The 370-nt window shown below is 62.7% G+C and carries 1 protein-coding gene; it reads right to left on the bottom strand.

What is annotated here, in order from left to right:
* Positions 1-370: TraC family protein (locus tag JHD77_RS31825; RefSeq protein WP_199506572.1), on the bottom strand; the 370-nt coding region annotated here is incomplete at both ends.

Raw genomic sequence — 370 nt, 5'->3', positions numbered from 1 at the left:
CCGCGATAGAGCTTGTGCTCCCGGCCGATCAGGCGTCGAACGGTGGCCACGTCCTCGCGGGTGTGGATCGAGGCCTGGGTGTCACCAACGGCCTTTTTCGAGAGCTGCTGCAGATGCCCTTCCAGCATGTCCTGCGGCGTCACGACCATGGTGATGCACAGCAGCGTGTCCTCGGGCATTCGATCGAACAGGGCGTTGAGGCCATCGCCTTTGAGCGTCTCGCCGGTGAAGTGGCCTGTCAGCGGCGCTTTGTTCAACTGGTCGACCACAATCACTCGGTGCGGCATGGCATCGAAGAGCCACACGCCCTGGGTGGCATCGGAAACAGGCTGCCGATAGAACAGGTTCTGGGAGAAGTCGGTGCCGTCGG

Origin of the sequence: Pseudomonas sp. P20, from assembly GCF_016463925.1 — a bacterium.
GTDB classification, from domain to species: domain Bacteria; phylum Pseudomonadota; class Gammaproteobacteria; order Pseudomonadales; family Pseudomonadaceae; genus Pseudomonas; species Pseudomonas aeruginosa.
Note: the sequence above shows the minus strand (reverse complement) of the source record. Positions and strands in the feature narration are given on the sequence as shown.